At 45.2% G+C, this 17,939-nt stretch carries 17 protein-coding genes; 8 read left to right on the forward strand and 9 right to left on the reverse strand.

The window, feature by feature from the left end; all coding sequences use genetic code 11:
• Positions 1–37: 37 nt before the first annotated feature.
• Together AB4Z17_RS03315 and AB4Z17_RS03320 are read left to right on the forward strand one after the other, a co-directional pair.
• The gene (locus AB4Z17_RS03315; protein WP_441958125.1) at positions 38–769 is read left to right on the forward strand and encodes a response regulator transcription factor; all 732 of its coding nucleotides are present in this window, start codon (positions 38–40) and stop codon (positions 767–769) included.
• Between the two features lie 8 nt (positions 770–777).
• Entirely contained in the window at positions 778–2,529 is a 1,752-nt protein-coding gene (locus AB4Z17_RS03320) for a cache domain-containing sensor histidine kinase (protein WP_441958126.1), read from the forward strand.
• Between the two features lie 133 nt (positions 2,530–2,662).
• On the opposite strand, the gene AB4Z17_RS03325 is transcribed toward AB4Z17_RS03320, so the two are convergent.
• The 3 genes from AB4Z17_RS03325 to AB4Z17_RS03335 form a co-directional block, all read right to left on the reverse strand.
• Entirely contained in the window at positions 2,663–3,505 is an 843-nt protein-coding gene (locus tag AB4Z17_RS03325; protein ID WP_441958128.1) for a sugar nucleotide-binding protein, read from the reverse strand.
• A gap of 175 nt (positions 3,506–3,680) precedes the next feature.
• Positions 3,681–5,165 (reverse strand): amidase family protein, encoded by a 1,485-nt coding sequence (locus AB4Z17_RS03330; RefSeq protein ID WP_441958130.1) that lies wholly within the window; start codon positions 5,163–5,165, stop codon positions 3,681–3,683.
• Positions 5,166–5,306: 141 nt separating this feature from the next.
• Entirely contained in the window at positions 5,307–6,272 is a 966-nt protein-coding gene (locus tag AB4Z17_RS03335; RefSeq protein WP_441958192.1) for a DMT family transporter, read from the reverse strand.
• Positions 6,273–6,392: 120 nt separating this feature from the next.
• Here AB4Z17_RS03335 and AB4Z17_RS03340 point away from each other — a divergent pair, with 120 nt between their 5' ends.
• Positions 6,393–7,745: an aminotransferase-like domain-containing protein gene (locus AB4Z17_RS03340; RefSeq protein WP_441958132.1), complete on the forward strand. Its 1,353-nt coding sequence runs from the start codon at positions 6,393–6,395 to the stop codon at positions 7,743–7,745.
• Between the two features lie 3 nt (positions 7,746–7,748).
• On the opposite strand, the gene pruA is transcribed toward AB4Z17_RS03340, so the two are convergent.
• From pruA to AB4Z17_RS03355, 3 genes are read right to left on the reverse strand one after another with little or no spacing between them, the layout of a single operon-like run.
• Positions 7,749–9,296, reverse strand: a complete 1,548-nt coding sequence (gene pruA, locus AB4Z17_RS03345) for an L-glutamate gamma-semialdehyde dehydrogenase (protein ID WP_441958133.1) — start codon at positions 9,294–9,296, stop codon at positions 7,749–7,751.
• A 60-nt stretch (positions 9,297–9,356) separates the two neighbouring features.
• Positions 9,357–10,259 (reverse strand): arginase, encoded by a 903-nt coding sequence (gene rocF / locus AB4Z17_RS03350; protein ID WP_441958135.1) that lies wholly within the window; start codon positions 10,257–10,259, stop codon positions 9,357–9,359.
• 5 nt (positions 10,260–10,264) lie between these two features.
• Positions 10,265–11,476: an ornithine--oxo-acid transaminase gene (locus tag AB4Z17_RS03355; RefSeq protein ID WP_441958137.1), complete on the reverse strand. Its 1,212-nt coding sequence runs from the start codon at positions 11,474–11,476 to the stop codon at positions 10,265–10,267.
• A 169-nt stretch (positions 11,477–11,645) separates the two neighbouring features.
• On the opposite strand from AB4Z17_RS03355, the gene AB4Z17_RS03360 reads away from it, so the two are divergent.
• The gene (locus tag AB4Z17_RS03360; RefSeq protein ID WP_441911448.1) at positions 11,646–11,957 is read left to right on the forward strand and encodes a hypothetical protein; all 312 of its coding nucleotides are present in this window, start codon (positions 11,646–11,648) and stop codon (positions 11,955–11,957) included.
• 79 nt (positions 11,958–12,036) lie between these two features.
• Here the strand turns inward: AB4Z17_RS03360 and AB4Z17_RS03365 are convergent, their stop codons facing one another.
• From AB4Z17_RS03365 to AB4Z17_RS03375, 3 genes are all read right to left on the reverse strand, one after another.
• A complete protein-coding gene (locus tag AB4Z17_RS03365; RefSeq protein WP_076267265.1) occupies positions 12,037–12,333 on the reverse strand; it encodes a DUF6509 family protein in 297 nt (98 codons plus the stop codon).
• A 109-nt stretch (positions 12,334–12,442) separates the two neighbouring features.
• Entirely contained in the window at positions 12,443–13,375 is a 933-nt protein-coding gene (locus tag AB4Z17_RS03370) for a manganese-dependent inorganic pyrophosphatase (RefSeq protein WP_441911450.1), read from the reverse strand.
• A gap of 136 nt (positions 13,376–13,511) precedes the next feature.
• Positions 13,512–14,105 (reverse strand): GNAT family N-acetyltransferase, encoded by a 594-nt coding sequence (locus tag AB4Z17_RS03375; RefSeq protein WP_441958139.1) that lies wholly within the window; start codon positions 14,103–14,105, stop codon positions 13,512–13,514.
• A 325-nt stretch (positions 14,106–14,430) separates the two neighbouring features.
• On the opposite strand from AB4Z17_RS03375, the gene AB4Z17_RS03380 reads away from it, so the two are divergent.
• Genes AB4Z17_RS03380 through AB4Z17_RS03395 form a run of 4 tightly spaced genes read left to right on the forward strand, consistent with a single transcriptional unit; the run spans position 14,431 to position 17,929 of the window.
• The gene (locus tag AB4Z17_RS03380; protein WP_441958141.1) at positions 14,431–15,003 is read left to right on the forward strand and encodes an RNA polymerase sigma factor; all 573 of its coding nucleotides are present in this window, start codon (positions 14,431–14,433) and stop codon (positions 15,001–15,003) included.
• Positions 14,996–15,760 (forward strand): hypothetical protein, encoded by a 765-nt coding sequence (locus AB4Z17_RS03385; RefSeq protein ID WP_441958143.1) that lies wholly within the window; start codon positions 14,996–14,998, stop codon positions 15,758–15,760. The genes AB4Z17_RS03380 and AB4Z17_RS03385 overlap by 8 nt, the downstream gene beginning before the upstream one ends.
• 1 nt (position 15,761) lies before the next feature.
• A complete protein-coding gene (locus AB4Z17_RS03390) occupies positions 15,762–16,643 on the forward strand; it encodes an ABC transporter ATP-binding protein (RefSeq protein ID WP_076267270.1) in 882 nt (293 codons plus the stop codon).
• Positions 16,640–17,929 (forward strand): hypothetical protein, encoded by a 1,290-nt coding sequence (locus AB4Z17_RS03395; protein WP_441958145.1) that lies wholly within the window; start codon positions 16,640–16,642, stop codon positions 17,927–17,929. The genes AB4Z17_RS03390 and AB4Z17_RS03395 overlap by 4 nt, the downstream gene beginning before the upstream one ends.
• Positions 17,930–17,939: the final 10 nt, after the last annotated feature.

Below are 17,939 nucleotides of genomic sequence, written 5' to 3' on the forward strand. Positions count from 1 at the left end.
TCAGCAAAGGAAGACTACATCGTTAAGAGGTGATGAGATGTACAGGCTGCTGCTAGTTGATGATGAAGCGGATACAAGAGAAGCTTTATCTTCCTACTTTCCGTGGCAGGAGGTCGGTTTTCAAATTATCGGCCAATGCGGAAACGGTAAGGAAGCATTGAATTTCATTCAAAATCATGACAAAATCGATGTCATCCTTACCGATATTAAAATGCCTGTCATGTCCGGCCTTGAGCTTGCCGAGGTCATTCATGAGCAGAAGCATAATATTCATGTTATTTTTCTTAGCAGCTACCGCGAGTTCGAATATGCCCAGAAGGCGCTTCGTTATCGAGTCAACAACTATATCGTGAAGCCCGCAAAATATCAGGTTTTATTGGACGTATTCGCCGGCCTGAGAGACGAGCTGGAAGCAGCGAAGCACGCCTTGGATCAACCGCCTTCTGGCACGAGCAACGAAGGGCTGATTATTACACAAATTAAAGCGTATATCCAGAATCAATATAAAGATGCGAATCTGGAGGATGCGGCAAAGCAGGTATATTTGAATGCCAACTATTTGAGCTATTTGTTCAAACAAAAAACCGGTCAAAATTTTACCGATTATCTCATTCAGGTGAAAATGAAGGTTGCGATGAGGCTCATTCAGGAGAACCAATTTAAAACATACGAAATTAGTGAAATGGTCGGCTACAGCAATGCCAAAAATTTCACCCGGACATTCAAAAATTACTATGGCAAGACACCTAGCGAATGTAAGAACGGATGATCTAAACGATGAAAGAGCGCTATTTTATCAAGCATTTGGCTACTTTTCTCATTCCTTTAATATTGCCTTTAATCATATTAGGCTCGTTATCCTTTATAACCACACAGAGGGACATGAAGGCAGACATTAACAAGAACAGCCGTTTCCTGCTATTGCAATCACAGCGCCAGATCGAGATGATTTTGGATGAACTAGACACGTTGAAGCTTGCATTATACCAGAACGCTAAAGTTTTCAATGAGCTGTCCAACGTTCTGCAAAATCCGATCTATACGTATGAGAGTTCTACTTCGTACCAAATTATATCCAGCTATTTGAATGCGCTTACCAGCTCGAAGCCTTATATCCATAGCATTTATTTCTACTCTGATAATCCGAATGGCCGTTTCGTGTCCTCACTCGACGGCTTGTCTTCAATCAACCGTTTCAACGATACGGGCTGGTTCGAGGAATTCATGAAATACGATGGGCCCGCTACGGAATGGACATCCAAAAGGGAAGCCAAAATTTTTGCGTTCGAGACGCAGCCGACCGAATTAATATCCATTTACAACGTGCTGGCGCCACGGAAAATCGGTATTATTTTAAACGTTCGTCCAAAATATATTGAAAATATTTTATCCAACATCACCACGTATAAGGATCAAATTCTGCTCGTTCTAAACGAAAATAATCAGGTTATTTTCTCCAATAAAGAAGAAAATATTTTAACAGATGCCGAGCTGGATCAAATGGCAAACCACCCATCCACCTATTTCGATCTGGCTTCCTCACTGGGAGAAGTAAACGTAACGAAGGTGGAATCGGAGCAGTACAACTGGAAATACGTGTCCGTCATTCCACATGCTTCGTTGTACGAGACACCCTCGCGCATATTAAACTATACAATCATTTTTGCTTGCTTGTCCTTCTTTTTGGGACTTGCATTGACCTTTTATTTGACCCGAAAAAATTATAGGCAGCTGCTTGCCATCACCTCGCTGCTCAGATCTGCCGAGAATAATCGCACGCCGCTGAAGCCGCCTAGCAAAGTTAATGATGAATATTCTTACATTATTCAGAACATGATCGCCCATTTCATTGAACATCGCTATATTCAAACCCAACTCTCTGAGAAGAAATACAAGCTTCAAGTGATGGAGCTGCTTGCGCTTCAATCCCAAATCAATCCACATTTTTTGTATAACACGCTCAATTCGATTTATTGGGAAACCGTCGGTCTAACAGGAAAACCGAACAAAGCGAGCGATATGATTGAGAACTTGTCCGACATGCTTTCCTATTCCTTCAGCCGTCCAACCAATGAGGTAACGTGGGAGGAAGAAATCGCGAACACCGTCAGCTACATCAATATTCAGAAGAAACGGTACAAGGATACCTTAGATGTACTGTTTGAATACGACGAAGAAATACTCAAGCTCCATACGATGAAGCTGCTGCTTCAGCCTTTAGTCGAGAACAGCTTATACCATGGCATAAAGGAAAAGAACGGGAATGGCCTGATCAAAATAAAAATTTTAATCATTGGGGAACAGCTTCGGCTTGTCGTCTCCGACAACGGGAACGGCATTTCTTCAGACCGGCTCACCGAAATCAGGAGATCTTTGGTTGCATCCGAAGAGCAGTCCAAGCACATCGGCTTATTGAATACGAATAAACGGCTGAGGCTGCTGTATGATCGGAGCTATCACATCACGATCAAGAGCAAGCAGGGGCTCGGGACCGTGATCAGTATTACGCTCCCCCAAATCAAGCAATAGAAATGAAGAGGGCAGGGATTGTTCCTGCCCTCTTTATGAAAGATGACGCCCTATGCCTATCGGGATCAGTCTGTTGTCGCAGGGCTGTTTAATAAAAAAAGAGCCGCCCGCCGGCAGCCCCATCCTTTTTAAACTATTGCTGCTCTTTATCCAAATAATCGCTCACTAAATATGCTATCATCTCAGCATTGGTGCTTCGCGGAGCGCTGGCAAAGTCATTGCGATTCGAACGCAACTGAAAATAATATGTAGCAGCATCATCCTCATATAATCGTTCTCGCAATATACTCTTTTCGCTTCCTAATTGCTTTAAAATTTGTTCATAAAATTGCCCTTGAGTCAGCGTATCCACTGCGTCTAAATGAAAAATTCCTTTTAGCTCTTTTTCAATCATGAAGCGCAGCTGTTTAGCGAGCATAACATCCAGAAGATTGTTAAACACGAGATTGCTGTAAACCTCTATCTCTTTATTATTTTCGATACTATCTTTAACCGTGTTCCATCTCGGAGAATCTTTCCCCCATATCGCGGGTATTCTGACAATGATCGCTCGTTCATTCAAAATTTCTGCAAGCATGCTTTCACATTCGATTTTGAATTTCCCATAATCGGTTCCGGAAATAGGTAGATCTGTTTCAAAGTGAGGCTTTGAAAAGTTGCCATCAAATACGTTCGTCGTAGAAAAGTAATACAGTCGACTATTATGCTTAGCTAATTCCATAGCCAAATCTTTATGGAACAACAGCTGCTGATCAAACGCTCCTCTTAAGCAAGAAATAACAATATCGGGTTTAATCGAATGGATGATTTTCTTCATTTCAGCCATTTGCTCAACATCTAATTTGTACTGCTTATCCGCAGGCAGACTCGTAAATGATGAAGAATAAGTGCCATACAGATCAAAACCGTGCTGCAATTCATCGACCAATGCCCTTCCTACAAGACCGCTTGCACCTAGAATAAGTACCTTTTTCATTATAAATTCACTCCTCCAAAACACCTTTATTAGAAAACGATCTATAACGAATAAAAGATACGCAGTCTCTAAAACATAACAAGCCATACTGGTTTCTATTCCTTATTTCTTCCAAAAAAACAGACGCAAACTAGCGGATTATATCCGTTGTTTACGCCTGCTTATTTCAAGCTATTCAATTAAAAGCTGACGGAGTTACACGATACTTGGTCGCCTGCTCAAAGCCATAGGCTAGTTTAATTAAGGTAGGCTCGCTGAAGGCTGTACCGATAAAGGTGACCCCCTGCGGCCCCTTGGTCGTATAGCCGCCTTCGGCAATGATTCCCTTCTCCGCATAACCGCCTGGCACGGTAATGACTGGATAACCCGCTCTTGCGGCAAGATCATCGCCATCATCATTGCCTAGAAACAACAAAGCATCCAGTTGATGCCCCTGTAAAGTTAAGTCAATTCCATGTTTGCCTGCCAGTTCTTTATTTCTCAAAATACTATCGACATATTCCTGTTCGGTCAACGTTCCGCTCGTTTCCTCCGCATAAAGCAGCGTATCCTGCCCATATTTTAAAGCAATGTCTGCGTGCTCTTCGTTATAAGCAATTAACTCCTTCAAGGAATGAACAGGAACCGATTCATCCAGCTTTCCGAGGTAGTCATTGATATACTTTTTGAATTCATATCGCAGCACATGCCAATCCCAATCAACCTTCTCACACGGCAGCTCAACGGGATCGATAATCGTCGCGCCAGCCTGTTTCAAAACCGCAATAGCCGACTCCATGATCGCAAGCCTGTCTTCGTCCAAATCTTTATAATAAAAGCGCGGAATTCCGATCCTTGCTTGCTTTAAATAACTAGCATCAAGAAATGGCGTATAGTCGGAATGAGCTTGCTTTGCCCCATTTACCGTAACCGCATCTCGCTCATCAGCGCCTGCCAAAGTCCCAAGAAGAATGGCCGCATCCGTTACCGTTCTAGTCATCGGACCTGCCGTATCCTGACTATTTGTAATCGGTATAATGCCAGTTCGGCTTACTAACCCAATCGTTGGTTTAATTCCTACTAAGCTCGTTTGGCTAGCAGGGCTAATGATGGATCCCGAAGTTTCCGTGCCAATTGCAGCAGCTGCCAAGTTGGCGGCAACCGCAGCGCCCGATCCCGAGCTTGAGCCTCCAATGAACAGCTCTCCCGGACCATATGGGTTAAGCACAAGGCCTCCTCTTGAGCTGTATCCCGCCCACATCGTGCCTGACATGAAATTAGCCCATTCTGTCATGTTCGCTTTGCCTAGCAGAACCGCTCCTGCTTTACGTAATTGCGAAGCAACAAAGGAATCTTTCCCAGCATATGAATTCGCTAAAGCTACAGATCCCGCGCTTGTGTGCATATTATCGTGTGTATCGATGTTGTCCTTGAGCAAAATCGGAATACCGTGCAGGCTGCCACGACTCCCTTTTTCTTGTCGCTCTTTATCTAACGCTTTGGCAATTTCAATGGCATCAGGGTTCGTTTCCAAAATAGATCGAAGAACGCCATCATATTTGCTGATTCGCTCCATATATAACTGGACCAGCTCTTCTGAGCTTATCCATCCTTTTTCCATTGCTGATTGCATGCTTGTAATATCCGCTTCCACGATCCATGTATCCTTATTCTCGATCACTTGATCATCCCCTTAACGCCGCTTCTAATAACCTACAAGCCTAATCATATCCATTATTAGAGCAGCTGTCAGCGTAGAGAATGAGTATAACTAAGCTTTCCGTCAGCAGCTGTTCGATTCAGATGGAATCGCTGCCTTCTGTTATCGCTCCGCCTTTTGAGAAACACTTATCGGAGATGTTCCCTTTCCTTTACCGAATGCCCCCATGTTCGTGCCCAGCACACCAACAAGGATAACTGCAGCGCCAATGAAATGGTAGTATGCCAGCTTCTCGCCGAGAAACACAAATCCACCGATAACAGAGACCAACGTAGCCAGATGATTAAATACGCTCACTTTAGACGCTTCAAGCTTGGATAAGGCGTAATTGCTGAGCAAGCTGGATACGAGCGAAGAGAGTACGCCCAAATATAATATCGATAGGAGGAACACTGGACTGGCAAATGGTTCAAAATAATGAGCAATCGTTCCTTTGGCGACATGTTGACTTATTGCGATAAAGTTAAATACAAGAAAGCCAATAGCCGTCATCATATACGTCATCGTCATTACCTTCATGCGACCAGAGAGTCGCCTTGCCAGTACGCTGTAGCCTGCCAAGGAAAGAGCTGACAAAAGTATGAGCAAGGTGCCTTTAACATTAGAAATATCGATTGACGTCCCCTTCATGACAAAGATGAATATAACCCCTGCAACAGAAAGCAGGGTCGAAAGCTTCTGTACCTTAGTCGTCCGCTCCTTCAAGAAATACGCTGCAGCAATCATCGTGAAGATAGGCACTGTGGCATGAATAATGCCTGCTTCTGCGGAGGATGTAAACTGTAATCCATAGGCTTGGAAAGCAAAAAACATCGACGGATAAAAGACAGCTAGCGGAAGAATGCTTAGCATATCACGTGTTTTAAGCTGCAGCTTGATCCAACCGAATAAGACTGGTATTGTTGCCGCAATAAAAGATATGGTGAAACGGTGGGCGAGACTGTCCAGCGGACTTGTAACCGTCAAGGCTAATTTTCCGAAAAGAAAAGAAAGCCCTACAATAGTGGAATAAACAATAATCGCTGCATACGCAAGCCGTTTCGACTTCAAATTATTGTGTGTTGTCATCATGGTATACCTCCTAGTAACTGTTCGCTTTATATAGGTATCGTATCTCCAAAGCTGCACATGCTACAATATACAAAAAAGCCATCTGTATCGGTACAGATGGCAGGAGGCACTGTTAAAATGTACTTTTATTTAAAGCTCATGAATGAGCTGGAGGAGCTCATTGCAAAGCAGCCCTATAAGGATGGGCAGAAACTCCCTTCCATTCGAGCGCTGGCAGAGCAGTTCAATTGCAGCAAGAGCACAATTATTAAAGCTTTGGATGAGCTGGAGAAACGCCATCTCATTTATGCGATGCCAAGAAGCGGCTATTTTGTTGTAAAAGGGATGAACTCCGCTCAAGATGAAGCAGCCCGCCTGCTCAACTTTGCAGCATCGGCACCCGATCCGGCATTGTTTCCTTATTTGGATTTTCAGCATTGCATTAATAAAGCCATCGATACTTACCAGAAGGACTTATTTGTTTATGGCACCGCCAAAGGAATGGATTCCTTGATTGATATCGTTCGCAAGCAATTGATGAGCTATCAGGTGTTTGCGCCAGAGCGCAATATATTTGTTGTCTCCGGGGTTCAACAGGCGCTGTCTCTGCTTGCATCTATGCCATTTCCGAGCGGCAAGCAGAAGGTGCTGATTGAGCAGCCAGGTTATCATCTGTTTATAGAGTATTTACAAACACGGCATATACCCGTAATCGGCATCGAACGTCGTTTCGCCGGCATTGATTTCAACAGGCTGGAGGAGATCTTTCGCACAGAGGACATTAAGTTTTTTTATACGATGCCGCGGTTTCACAACCCGCTTGGCTGCTCCTATTCGAAGAAAGAGAAGCAGCTGCTCGCTAAGCTGGCCGCCAAATACGATGTATATATCGTTGAAGACGACTTTCTAGCTGATTTCGAGCAGAACAGCAAAGCCGATCCGATCCATGCTTATGACGACTCCTCTCATGTCATCTATTTAAAGAGCTATTCCAAAATTATATTTCCCGGCCTGCGGATCGGTATTGCAGTCATTCCTGATTTACTTGCACAAGCGTTTCGCCTATACAAGAAACAAGACGACATCGACAGCTCCATGCTGTCGCAAGCCGCTCTTGAAATCTATTTGCGCAGCGGCATGTTCGAGCGTCATCGCGCCAAAATCCGCGGGAAATACTCGGCAAGGGCGAAGCTTCTCGATACGGCGCTTGCGAAGGAAGCTTCACGCAGCAAAGGTGCCTTCACCTATGAGCGATCCAAATATCCGATCGTTCATACTCATATTTTGCTTCATGAAACCATTTCTGTCCCGCTCTTAATCAGCAAATTGCGCAAGGAGGACATACTGGTTGATGCCATGGATCGCGACTACTTGTCTACTTTTGAGAGGGCAAATCTATTGAAGCTTAATGTGACCAATGTAATTGAGGGGAACATTGAGAGCGGCATTGAACGGATCGGCAGTCTAATAGCCCAATCCGCTCGCCTGTAACGATTAGAATTTTTCTGATACAACCTTTGCCTGCGTGAAGAGCAGCAAATAATCACGCCCGCCGGCCTTCGAATCCGTACCTGACATATTAAATCCGCCAAAAGGATGGACGCCAACTAAGGCACCCGTACACTTGCGGTTAAAATAAAGATTGCCGACATGAAACTGCTCGCGGGCCTGCTCCAATCTGCTGCGGTTCCGCGAGATGACGGCACCCGTCAGACCATAATCGGTGTTGTTCGCGATAGCAAGCGCTTCGTCAAAGCTGCCCGCTTTAATAAAAGCGAGTACTGGCCCGAATATTTCCTCTTGCGCGATGCGGGCAAGCGGAGCGACATCCTTAATAATTGTAGGCTCAATGAAATAACCGCTGCTATCTCCAATTTTGCCGCCATGCACGATGATTCCTTCGCTGCGTCCAACCTCGATATATTTTAAAATACTCATGTAGGCTCGCTCGTCAATGACCGRTCCAACGTAAGTAGACTGCTCGCTTGCTTTCCCAAGCTTTAGCCGTTTTGTTCGTTCAACTACCTTATCAATAACCTCGTCATAGACAAGTTCATGCACAACAGCACGCGAGCAGGCCGAGCATTTCTGTCCAGCATAACCGAAAGCGGACGCTGTAATCGCATCGGCCGCCAGCTCAAGATCCGCCTCCGCATCAACAATAATTGTATCCTTGCCGCCCATCTCTGCAACGATGCGCTTCAACCACTTCTGATCCGGCTGGCCGATAGAGGCTTTCTCGTTAATACGCAGGCCTACCTCCCTTGACCCCGTAAAGCATATAAAGCGGGTTAATGGATGCTCCACCAAAAAATCACCCACCTCATTTCCCGCACCGGGCAAGAAATTCACAACACCGTCAGGCAGCCCTGCCTCCTCCAGCAGCTCAACAAATTTCGCCGCGATAACTGCCGTCGCGCTGGCCGGCTTTAATACTACCGTATTGCCGGCAACAACCGCCGCCATGGTCATGCCCGCCATAATCGCAAGCGGAAAATTCCATGGCGGAATAATAACGCCAACGCCAAGCGGGATATAGACTAGCTCATTATCCTCGCCTGCTGCAGCAACAATAGGCTGACGCTCTGCAAGCCGTTCCATCTCCCGCCCATAATACTCCAAAAAATCGATGGCTTCGGCTGTGTCTCCATCGGCCTCCGCCCAGCTCTTGCCCGCTTCATAAACGAGCCATGCAGAAAACTCGTGCTTACGCCTTCGCAGTAACGTCGCTGCTTTATACAATACTCTCGCCCTCGCAGAAGGCGTCACTTTCTTCCAATGCTCGAAAGCCTCTGCAGCGGCAAGTATGGCTTTATGCGCCAGCTCGGAATCCGCCTGTGAGACGATTCCTACAAGCTGCCCAACATCAGAGGGATTGATTGATTTTCGCTTTTGAATCGTCTCGATGCGGTCAGCACCAATCCTTAGAAAATACTCTTGGCCCAGCTCCAGTTCAACCTTGCGCAGCGCCTCCTGAAAATCATTAATATGGTCGATTACCGAAAAATCGGTAAATGGTTCGTTCTGATATGGCTCCCGCATAGCTCAGTTCCTCCTGCTCATTCGAATCTTTGCTAGTCGCTTGAGGCGCTTTCTCCTGATTCACAAAATCTGTTCGCCCAGCAGCGAGCCAATTAGCTCCACCGCAAGCTTAGCCGTCTGGTCATTATGGTCGAGGCTTGGGTTAACTTCCACAACTTCGGCTGATGTGACCAGATCCGATTGATAAAGAAGCTCAAGTGCAAGATGCGCTTCACGGTAGCTGAGCCCACCCCTGACAGGCGTGCCCGTACCCGGTGCCTCAACCGGATCAAGGCTATCAATGTCAAAGCTGACGTGGACGCCATCAGTCGTTTGCTTAAGCTGCTGTATTACCTTCTCCATTACGCGTGCAATACCAAGGCGATCAATATCATGCATGGTATAACAAGCGATGCCTAGAGATCGGATATAGGCCTTCTCGCCGGAATCAAGCGATCTGGCTCCGACAATCGCGACATGCTCTGGCTTTATTTTGGGTGAAAATCCTCTTAAATTCGTTAACAATGGGATGCCTCTGCCAAGGCTGATGCCCAGCGACATTCCATGTATATTGCCCGATGGACTTGTATCCTCCGAATTCAAATCCGAATGCGCATCAAACCAAATGACTCCAAGATTTTTATAATGCTCGGCTAAGCCAGCAATCGTCCCAATGGAAATGCTATGATCTCCGCCTAGCACTAACGGGAATTCCCTTGCCGCAACGATCTCCGATACGCGCTCAGACAATCGGCTGGTCACTTCGTGCACCTCAGACAAATGTTTGGCATTTACGGATTGAAGCGGCGGTATTGGAGTGACTAAGCCAATCTCGCCCGCTAACCGATGCGGGATGTGAAGCTCCGCCAGCATGCGGCTAAGCTCTGCCGCCTGCAATATATGCGCTGGACCAAGCTCCGCACCGGGATTCCCTGCCCCTTTCCCAAAAGGAACAGCAACGATTGCCACCTGTGGAATGCTCATCGCCGTCACGCTCCTGCCTGTATGCTATTCGCGAAGACCGTTTGAATTTGTTCGAAAGCAAAGTCGAGCTCCTCTTCCGTGATGATGAGCGGCGGTGCCAACCGAATGACATGCTCATGCGTTTCCTTGCAAAGCAGTCCCAGCTCCATCAACTTCTCGCAATAAGGCCTTGCAGGCGTCGAAAGCACAATGGCGATGAACAATCCGCGTCCTCTAATTTCAGCAATGTCCGGATGGCGCAATGTAGCAAGCTTGCTCATCAAATACTGCCCCAACAGCTGTGAGCGTTCCGCCAGCCCTTCCTCTTCGGTTACTTCAAGCGCTGCAATCGCAACAGCGCAGCTAAGCGGATTTCCCCCAAAGGTTGAACCGTGAGAGCCGGGCTCGAATACTTCCATAATGCTCCAGTTCGCGGCGATAGCCGATACAGGCATGACCCCTCCACCCAGCGCTTTCCCCATAATATAAATATCAGGAATGACATTTTCCCAATCGCATGCGAATTTTCGTCCTGTACGCCCGAAGCCGGTTTGAATCTCATCTGCCACAAGCAGCACCTGCTGTTCTGCACATAGCTGAGCAACAGCAGCAAGAAATCCATCTGGAGGAACCCGAATGCCCGCCTCGCCTTGAATCGGCTCAATCAATATTGCAGCGGTATTCGGCTGCATCGCCGCCTTCACTGCCTCTAGGTCGCCATATGGAACAACACGAAATCCAGGTGTAAAGGGGCCATAACCTTGCTTATATTCCTCCTTTGAGGAGAAAGACGTCAGTGTCAGCGTTCTGCCATGGAAATTGCCCTCAAAAGCGATGATTTCAGCTTGATCATTCGGTATTTTCTTGACGTTGTAAGCCCAGCGACGTACAGCTTTGATCGCCGTCTCAACTGCCTCTGCCCCTGTATTCATAGGAAGAATTCGTTCCTTGCCTGTATAGGCCGCCAGCTTCTCGCAAAACGCACCAAGTGCCTCATTATGAAAAGCTCGTGATGTAATCGTGACCTTATCCGCCTGCTCCTTTAACGCTCTAATGATCCGAGGATGTCGATGCCCTTGATTCAATGCCGAATAAGCGCTCAACATATCCATGTAGCGCGCACCTTCTGAATCCTGCACCCATACGCCCTCTGCGCTGCTAATCACAATCGGCAGGGGATGATAATTATGGGCGCCAAATCGCTCTGCCAGCTCAATATCCTTATTTGCCCTGTTCATCACCTGCTCCTCTCTGCATGCACCGCAAAAAATAGCTGTTTTTGAATTTTATGCGGTTAAGGGGTGACAAATAACAAAGGGAACCGAGGATAGGCAGAAAGTAACAATTTCACTTGTACAAATCCGCGAGGCTTGCTTTAATAATATTTGGGGGAAAGGGGGTTGAGTGATGAAAAACAAAAAGGTTTTTCTTACAATGCTAATTAGCCAAATCTTGTTCGGATTGTTTACGATTGTTTGGCTTTTTGTCGCGTTAATGTCTGTTATGATGTTCGACTCGCCAGGCTCGGAAAATCTATTCTGGCCTGTGCTTTTATTTATTGTGATTTGGCTTTATCCGGTAGCTCTTATTTTGTCCATTATTGCAAGCTGGGTGCTTTATCGGTTCAACAAAATGAAAATAGCGGTTACCATCGCAATGGTACCGCTCATTTGGGTGCTGCCTCTTCTCGGTTTTTTAATCTATGCCAATGTCAGCTAATCGATGACATCGTTAAAAAACGCTGCCAGCCCTGCTCCATACTGAATTATGTATTATAATTCAACTGCTAAAAAGCTGTTTATTCCTCCGGCTTGTCAAAATGCTCCTGACAAAACGCCAGTACCATCTTCTCTTCATCCTCTTCCAGCTCAAAATCAATGTACTTATTGGAGGAAGTGGTTAGAAATTCATACTTTGCGATGCGGGCTGTATCCTCTTCGATCACATAAATGACACGGAGCGTCACGCCCTCGTCATGATAAAGCTCATCATCATCCGCTACATCCAGATCAAGAATGAACTCATACCTCTTTCCTGATAAAATGCCAAACGGGTCCTTCATTAATTCAGCGCTATATTCTGTTACAGTAAACATGTCATCCGCTCCTTCTTCTCTAGTATAGCAAAACAAAAGCAGCCTGAAACTTGAAATCCAAGCTTCAGACTGCTATTTTTTTGGCAAACGGCTGCTGCCTCGCTGTTTCTTACAGGCTGCTTAGCGTTTCTGTAAGAACAGGTACGATTTGCGATTTGCGGGAAACAACGCCTTTGAGTACCGCTTTATTGTCTACCAACGTTACGTTGTAAGCTTTCTCAACCGCGTGAGCTTGAGCGCCAAGTGCAAGCGCTACGGAATCATTGTTCAAAATGTCCGTTACAACAAGCACAAACAGATCCAGACCTTTTGTCGCAATAATATCGTTAAGAGCTGCTTCCAGCTCAGCTTGGCGAGAAATAACATCGTTTGTATCCACCGCGTTTACTTGCGCGATTTCTACTTTGTAGCTGCCCATTGCGAATTCTTTCGCATCTAGGGAAATCAGCTGTGCAATCGTTTTGTCGCTAAGATCCGCGCCTGCTTTAAGCATGTCCAGACCATAGCTTTCTGCATTAACGCCAGCGATTTCAGCAAGCTCGCGAGCGGCTGCTACATCTTGCTCCGTGCAAGTTGGCGATTTGAACAGCAAGGAATCAGAAATGATAGCAGACAGCATAAGGCCAGCAATTTCTTTGCGGATTTCAACGCCGTTCTCTTTGTACAATTTATTCAAAATTGTCGCTGTGCAGCCTACAGGCTCAGCGCGGAAATATACAGGGTGGCTTGTCTCGAAATTAGCAATACGGTGGTGATCGATGACTTCAAGTACACGTACGTTGTCGATATCGTTTGCGGATTGTTGACGCTCGTTATGATCGACCAAAATAACAGTGTCAGTCTCGTCAGCAACATTCTCGATCAAACGAGGAGCTGGGATGCCGAAATAATCAAGAGCGTATTGTGTTTCGCCATTAACGTCCCCAAGGCGAATCGCCTCAACGTCAGCACCTAGCTTTGTTTTTAGCTCAGCGTATGCGATCGCTGATGTAATCGTGTCGGTATCCGGGTTTTTGTGCCCGAAAATAAGCGTTTTAGTCATTTCGAGTACTCCTTAAAAGTTATTTTTCGGCTGGACCAAACAGTCATTAACGGCCCATGTCCTTTTGTAAATGATATACTAAAAACCATTATAGCTTTAAGTGCTCTTTATTCCTATACCTTTACACTGAATTAAATTATAAAATTTGTGAATGATGTATGTGCTTAAGCTTGTAATAACTGTATTCCCTATTTTCAATAACGATATTGTTTTGAAATTCAAAACCGCATTTTTGGATCACTTTATTCGATGGTACGTTGCGTATCTGAGCAATAGCCACGAGCTCCTCGACATTCGTATTTTCGAACAAATACTGAATCAATCCGTTTGCAGCTTGAGTCGTGTAACCCTTATTTCTATGATCATTTGAAATCCCATAAAAAATCTCTCTGTTGGGCGGCGATATTTTATCCAATATTCCTGTCCCGCAAACACCGATAAATTCGCCAGTATCTCTGGAGATTATACTCAGTCGCAGCCGCAGCTCTCCTATATCGCCATCTTTGGATACCGCTTCTAAAAAACGTAGATTTTCTGGTATTTCATAATGGTTGAACCAGTCTGTCCTTTGTTCCTTAGAAACATTCCAATCCAGCAAAAATTCATGAAAATGAGGCTGCCAAGTGAGATTATGCAGAGCATCTAAATCCTCGACCTGATACTCTCTCAAAATAATATCTTTGCACGCTATAGTTAAAATGCTATTGCCTGTATTTTGTGAATGACTCATCGATATCCTCCTAATGTATAGAAGGAATACAAAGCAGAATATTAAGAAGCATCATAAATCACAAAAAAAGCAGCAAATCACAAGGATTCGCCGCATGATGTGATGTATAACACACTTTGCTTTGTTTCCTTGTAATAGTAAAAATAGAATTGTAGATTAAACTATTACAAAGTAACTGGCATAGTGTTGATTCCCCTTCCAAATATAACCTGATAAAAATTGTAGCAAAATTCAAGCTCAAAGACAATTAAATACACATAATCTTTCTGTGCATGCAAACTATTTCTGACCGGACTTCGAATATACAAGCAAGCGGCAATTTATTATGCGGGAAAGAGAGAGCGATATGGACACAGAAGCAGCATGGATCAAGCAAGTTCAGCGACAATCCAGTGAAACGGCAGCGAATGCACTCGTTTCCCGGTACTACAAGGAAATGTACAGCTACGCGTACAGGCAAACAACGAACAAACAGCTGTCCATGGATCTTACACAAGACATTTTCATTCATATGCTGCAGTCGATTGGAAAATTTGACGGAGCCCGCGGTTCCTTCCGTACTTGGCTGTACAAGCTTGCCACAAACCGAATCGTCGACTACTATCGCTCCAAATATTACAGCTATACCCGTCATACCGCTCCGATAGAGGAGGAAATGCCAGATGACGGCGATTTTACATTGGAAATAGAAAAAAGAGAGCAGATTGAAACGATAATGCTCCAGGTAAATCAAATGGATGCTGCCTCACAGCATATTTTCCGCTTGAAGTTTTTTGCTGAGTACACGTTCTCTGACATTGCGCCGCTGCTCAATATTCCAGAATCAACAGCGAAGACCAAATACTACGCCATGATCAGAAGGCTAAAAAAACAGCTTGGAGGCGACAGCAATGAATGAGCAAAAATTTCAGCAAGTCGAACTGCCGGATGAACTTGAGATGGAACAGCATATCCGCAGCATTGTTGCAGCTGGCCTTGTACCAAAGCAAACGTTCTATCACTATTTACGAACGATGTATCGTCGTCTCGGCTTCAGGCATCTGTTCCATGACTGGACAGAAATCGTCTTTGCGCTAACTGCCGGGTTCGCTCTTATCATCTGGTTCGCACTCACCGCATTTGAACGTACAAGAGTACTGAGTGAAGACCTATATTCAGCCATATTCATCGGATCTCCCGTTTTGTATCTCGTCATCGCTCTCCTATTTTTTGTCCGCCGAAAGTACAGCGATACGTATGAGACAGAAATGACCTGCAAGTATAATGTGTACCAGCTTGCCTCGCTGAGGATGCTTGTATTCAGCCTCGCCTGCATGGTCGTTAATGCGGTTTTAATTGTCGCGGCAGCCATCATTTACAGCCAACTAAACGTTTTATTCGCAATATCGCTGTCAGCCGCCTCACTATTTCTTTTCTCTGCTGCTTTCTTGTACATCATGGTCAGCGTGCATTCGGACATGATGAAATATGTGCTCATTGCAGGCTGGTTTATTTTGAATCTGACTCTCCTGCAGCTAAACAAAGAGTTTTATCTTCATTTCATTTCCGCCATTCCAATTTCTATTTATATTGCAGTCGCCATCTTTGGATGCGCCATATCCTTAAAAAATCTTAAGAAGCTAACGACATTCCAAAGCTCGGAAGGAGCTCTCTGACATGCTAACCGTACAAAATGTGTCCAAACGCTTCGGCAACTTCAGCGCGCTGGAGCACATTAATCTTGAATTCAACAACGGCGTTTACGGACTGCTCGCTCCGAACGGAGCAGGGAAAACGACGTTGATTAAAATGCTAGTCACACTGCTGTACCCCAGTGAGGGTGAAATATTGTACAACGGCGAAAATATTATAAGGCTGGATGAACGCTATCGCGAGCAGCTCGGCTATCTTCCCCAGCATTTCGGCTATTACAAAAATTATAGTCCGAGGAAATATCTTCTCTATATTGCGGCTTTAAAGGGCATCGAGACCGCTGCCGCGAAGTCCAAAATCGTGGAGCTGCTGAAGCTCGTTGCGCTTGAAGATGTGATCGATAAAAAAATGAAAAAGTTTTCCGGAGGCATGATCCAGCGTGTCGGCATTGCACAAGCGCTGCTGAATGATCCGCGAATTCTTATTCTGGACGAGCCTACAGCGGGTTTGGACCCGAAGGAACGAGCACGGTTTCGCAATATGTTGACCAGCCTAGCGCGTAATCGAATCGTTATATTGTCTACACATATCGTGTCGGATGTGGAATCGATTGCGAATGAAATTATTTTGATCAAGGACAAACGCGTGCTGCATAAGGATTCCATTGCGAATATTTGCAGCCTCATCGACGGTATGGTGTATGAAACTACGGTTGATTTTGATGCTGCAGATGCATTTCGACATTCGTATCTGTCGCTTTCTGAGAAGCAGGAATCAGGTCGGATGAAATTTAGGTTTATAGGCACAGGGCATCCTAAGCCCGATTGGCACCCTTCAGCGCCAAGCCTTGAGGATGTATTCATCTACATTTATCAGGATGAATCCGCTGCGGAACAACCGGTATGAGCTGGAAAATTCGAGTTTACGAGCTGAGAAAAGCGCTTCTCTCACCCGTCATTATCGCGCTGCTGCTGGTGTTTACCGCTTATAATCTATTCCTCATTGCTCAAGAGGCTTATAAAAAGGATGAAATGAGCATATTGAACGAGCTTGTTGCACAGTTCGGTTCCGAGATTACTAAGCCGATGCAGGAGGATTACAAGTCTTACTATTTGTCGCGACTGGACGAAATGAACAAGCTGACGAATAAACGGACATCTCAAACGTATGAAATGCCCAGCGATTTTTTTGAATATGAAAATTATAAGCGTTACGTGACCGATCAACCGAATCTTTACAGCAGTGACGAGCTAGATTTGTTTAATGAGCTGCGAGTTATTCAAAATTATTATTTCTTGATGCAAGACATCGATGATACCTATGCTGGGTTCGATATGAAGCAGATCGCCGAGGGCGAGATAAAGAAATATGGATTCAGCGGCTCGGCGGCTGATTTAGTGAGACAGCGGTATTACTACATTGCTGAGAGACTACATCAGCTTATCGCAAGTGGCGAGCACAAGAATCTATTCTTCATTGGTCAAATCTATCAATCACATGCCATGCTGTTCAAAACGCTCATTGGATCTATTTTGCTGCAGCTGATGATTTTAGTTGTATTAATGACCGGGTATATAGGAAATTACGAATTTGAGCAAGGTACACATCTGCTGCACTACTCCACCAAACGAGGCAGAAAGCTGCAAACGGATAAGCTGCTTTCCTCCTTTGCAGCCAGCATAATCGTGACGACCGCTCTAACCGGATTTTCGTTGTCCGCCTACTTCCTGACCTTCAGCTACAAGGGGCTTTGGAAGGTGCCGGTCAGCAGCTTTTTCAATTGGGAATTCGGTATGCCTTATCCTTATTTAACTTGGCACACGATGTCTTATATTGCCTATTTAGGCTGTGCTATCGCGCTCATCTTTGTGCTCCTGCTTATCTTTACCGCCATCACCTTTGTGTTAACCGCAATTATTCGCAACAGCTATTTGGTATTTGGAGCATTTGCCATACTTTTCGGCTCTTTTCTCCTAATCACCAACCTCGTACCAAGAGATTTAAAGCTTATTTTATTTACAGGGTTTACCCCTTTTCATCTTGTATTGAATTCGAAAGCGTGGTTTACAGCAAGCGGCGCCTTCATGAGCCTTCCAAATAACGAATGGATTACAGCTGGCATTTGGCTGGCGCTGTTAGCACTTTGCTGCATCCTCTGCTTGCATCAATTTAAACGACAAAATATTAATTAGATAGGAGCTC

The sequence above is a fragment of the Paenibacillus sp. TAF43_2 genome (assembly GCF_052113545.1).
GTDB lineage: Bacteria > Bacillota > Bacilli > Paenibacillales > Paenibacillaceae > Pristimantibacillus.